At 45.2% G+C, this 2808-nt stretch carries 3 protein-coding genes; all 3 read right to left on the reverse strand.

Annotated elements, in window-relative coordinates; genetic code table 11:
• Nucleotides 1-142 precede the first annotated feature (142 nt).
• Genes ACGG90_RS15380 through istA form a run of 3 tightly spaced genes read right to left on the reverse strand, consistent with a single transcriptional unit; the run spans nt 143 to nt 2639 of the window.
• Nucleotides 143-349, reverse strand: a complete 207-nt coding sequence (locus tag ACGG90_RS15380) for a hypothetical protein (RefSeq protein WP_003663192.1) — start codon at nt 347-349, stop codon at nt 143-145.
• Nucleotides 346-1104, reverse strand: a complete 759-nt coding sequence (istB, locus tag ACGG90_RS15385; protein ID WP_003663191.1) for an IS21-like element helper ATPase IstB — start codon at nt 1102-1104, stop codon at nt 346-348. The genes ACGG90_RS15380 and istB overlap by 4 nt, the downstream gene beginning before the upstream one ends.
• The gene (gene istA, locus ACGG90_RS15390; RefSeq protein ID WP_003663190.1) at nt 1104-2639 is read right to left on the reverse strand and encodes an IS21 family transposase; all 1536 of its coding nucleotides are present in this window, start codon (nt 2637-2639) and stop codon (nt 1104-1106) included. The genes istB and istA overlap by 1 nt, the downstream gene beginning before the upstream one ends.
• Between the last annotated feature and the right edge of the window lie 169 nt (nt 2640-2808).

Here is a 2808-nt window from a genome sequence, read left to right on the forward strand (position 1 = left end):
TGAAGGCGGCGAAGCGAATTGCCCAACTCGGCGATCTTTTTTACCCCATTCGGTGCTAAAATCGACACCACTCGGCGAAAGAATTGACCAAGAATTTCAAAAGTGGCATCGCTGAGCGTTTTCAGCGATGCCACTTTCAGTTTTACGGGAGCTTGTCTCCTCGGCACTTACCCAGGTATTTCACGATGACTTCTTTTCCATATTCGAAAAGCTCGTCATCCGTCAATTTATCGTTATTTTCCCAGATAATGTCCACCAGTGCGTCGCCAAGCACATTTTCCCAGTCTTCCATTGCGTCTGTATGTGCATAGAACAGCGCCAATCGTTGTTCCAGTTCTACTGAAATCATGCAAATTCGCCTCCGATTCCATACCGCTCGCGCATCGATTTGTCGCCTTGGATAAGGAGCTTGTAAGAATCGTGGACGATTCGGTCAAGGATCGCATCCGCAATCTGTGGATTTCCCAGCTTACTATGCCAGCCTTCCGGCGCGAATTGAGTACAAAAGATTGTTGAACCACGCTGACTTCGATATTCGATCAACTCAAGAATAGTCTGAGCTTGTTCATCGTTGATCGGCGTCAAAAGCCACTCATCGATGATCAAGAGTTCAACTTTCTTGTACCGTTCAATAATCTTATGAAAGTCACCGTTTGCCTCATGCTTCGCTACAATCAAATCATCAATCAGTTCGGGAAGACGCACATATTTTACTTTATGAAACTGATGGCAAGCCTCAATTCCCAAAGCTGTCGCCAACCATGTTTTCCCGTTACCTGAAGCACCCATTAAGATGACGTTATGGTGCTCTTGAATATACGTGCCAGTCGCAAGGCGTTGAATCAAGTTCCGATCCAACTTACGATCCGGCAAGTAATTGATATCAGCTATACATGGCTCATTCGTCCGAAAATTTGCACTCTTGATCAGTCGATTCAGCCTATTTGACTGAAGGCTTGCGTAAGCCGCATCAACGAGTAACTTGAACCGATCATCAAAGTTCATTGATCGATATTCTGTGTTGCTTTCCTGTGCTTCCAAGGCATTTGCCATAGAGGTAAGCTTCATCTGCCGTAACTTCCGTTGAGTTTCGTCATTTACCATTAGTCATTTCCTCCAAAGTATGCTGCACCACGAGTAAAACCGTAGTCGGGTTCGTTAATCGTCTTTGGTGCTGGAATCTTTTGACTTTTCATAACCCGTTCAACTACGGACACCGTCGGTGCGGTCGCAATTTTCATCACGGTCGTACACGCGGCTTCGATTTCAATAGCTGCGTATTTTCTAGCTAAGCCTTTGAATCGAAAAGCTGCACTTAGACCTTGTTTTTCACTTGCCGCCGATTTAAGTAGATATCGCATTACGGCAAGCGTATTGATGCCAACCTCTTCCGCCCAAGCTAATGCGTTCTCAGGTGTATGATCGACGAACAGTTTATGTTCTGCTGGCAAATGATCGTGATTGGTTGAAAATTGCCCGAATTTACCGGTTAGTCGTTTATGGGAGGCAATTCGATTACCTTTGTAGAAAACTTCTACGATATCTTTCGTCACCTTGATATCCACTTTAGATGAGATATACTCGTAAGGAACAGAGTAAAACTGACTTTCCACGTTGATGTGGTAGTCTAATTGCACGATGGCAGTCCGCCAACTGGCCATCGTATAAGCTTGAACAGGTAATGGTCGCAAGGCAAAGCTTTCTTCGTCATGAAACGCCGAAAGGCGACTACCTTGTTTATATTTCTTTGTGAATGGCCGTTCGTTGAACTCCTTGAGTTTGATGCGAACGGCCTTATTTAATTCCTCGAGGCCAAAGAATGTTTCATTTCGTAGCGCTGCTATAATCCATGTTGATACTGTCCCCACAACACCTTCGACAGTCGGCTTATCCTTTGGCTTCCGGACTCGTGCTGGCATCACAATTGTGCCGTAGTGCAAGGCTAGATCTCGATACATTTCATTCAAGATGATTTCGCTATGCTTGTGCGAAGTCACACCCGTTTTGAGATTGTCGGAAATCAGATATTGCGTCACACCACCAAAGAATTCATACGCATGAATGTGTCCAGTAAGCCACGCCTCCTGTTGTTCAGTCATAAATGCCTCACAGTAGCTGTACGCACTACACGGCAAAGAAGCGATGAACAGATATGCCTTGATGATTTCTCCAGTTTCGCGATCGACGATATGCAAAGGTGAGCCCGCCCAATCGACCTCCATCACTTCACCTGGTTTACGCCGGATCCGCATAGTTGCCTTATATTTCTGCGCATAAGCACGATAATACTGGCAAAAGGTTCGATACGCATACGGAATTGTGCCATTTTGTCGGCACTCTTGCTCATATTCATAATGAACCAGGGATAAGGTGACGTTAGGCTTAGCCAATTCCTCGTGTATCTTTTCGAAGTCGGGTATCTGCCGACCTTTTGCCATCGGTTGCTTCTGAGGAAACAACAAGCTTTCCAACCAAATATCATCCACATCATCAGTAAATGGTGGACTAATCTGATGTAGCTCAGCTTGCTTGATAACTTCAGAAATCTTGGGACGTGAATTCCCAGTGATTGCCGCAATGTCTCGCTGCACCAGCTCTTGAGCGTGAAGCTCAAGAATTTGACGGTAATGAATAGCCATTACAAAGACCTCCTGTATTTAAGAATTGCACGCGCTTACACGTATGCTACCCGTAGTATACAGGAGGTTTCTGTATTGTTGGTCAATTTCTTCGCCGACCTTGGACAATTTTTTCGCCGAGTGGTGTCAAAAACTTCGCATTACCTGGTAAAGCTATATGCCGTCTTCA

Source organism: Lacticaseibacillus jixiensis (genome assembly GCF_042847315.1).
GTDB classification, from domain to species: domain Bacteria; phylum Bacillota; class Bacilli; order Lactobacillales; family Lactobacillaceae; genus Lacticaseibacillus; species Lacticaseibacillus jixiensis.

Coding starts and splice junctions, on each gene's coding strand:
- ACGG90_RS15380 (WP_003663192.1), bottom strand. CDS start 349: ATGATTTCAGTAGAACTGGAACAACGATTGGCGCTGTTCTATGCACAT.
- istB (WP_003663191.1), bottom strand. CDS start 1,104: ATGGTAAATGACGAAACTCAACGGAAGTTACGGCAGATGAAGCTTACC.
- istA (WP_003663190.1), bottom strand. CDS start 2,639: ATGGCTATTCATTACCGTCAAATTCTTGAGCTTCACGCTCAAGAGCTG.